The sequence below is a fragment of the Milkweed yellows phytoplasma str. MW1 genome (assembly GCF_000309485.1).
GTDB lineage: Bacteria > Bacillota_I > Bacilli_A > Acholeplasmatales > Acholeplasmataceae > Phytoplasma.
In genome coordinates this window covers 1-345 of sequence record NZ_AKIL01000126.1, presented here as the reverse complement: position 1 = coordinate 345, position 345 = coordinate 1, and the positions used below count along the sequence as shown (strand labels likewise).

Annotated in this window: 1 pseudogene; it reads left to right on the top strand. The window is 25.2% G+C overall.

The annotated features are described in order from the left end of the window. A pseudogene (locus tag RI76_RS02195) lies at positions 1–256 on the top strand (hypothetical protein); the annotation flags it as partial. Positions 257–345: the final 89 nt, after the last annotated feature.

The window sequence follows — 345 nt, the reverse complement described above, 5'->3', positions numbered from 1 at the left end:
TATAGAAGAAAAATTAAAAAATACTCAATTAACTTCTACTGATAAAACTACTCTTAATAATGACAAAATTAGTAAAGAAAATAGAATTCAAACCATTGATGATAAAATAGCTCAAATAGCTGCTAAAATTAATTTAAAACAAGATCTTGCTGCCTATCAAAGAGAAATAGAAGATCCTAATACGCAAGCAGAATTAAAACCTCATTTAAATGAATGCATTCAACATTTACAAGACCAATTAGCTAAATTAAATTAATATTAGTAAATACCAATGAGTCAATTAACTTTTATTGAAAAGATTGCTTTATATTTTAGTTGCCTTTTGTTAGGTTTTGGTCTTCATGC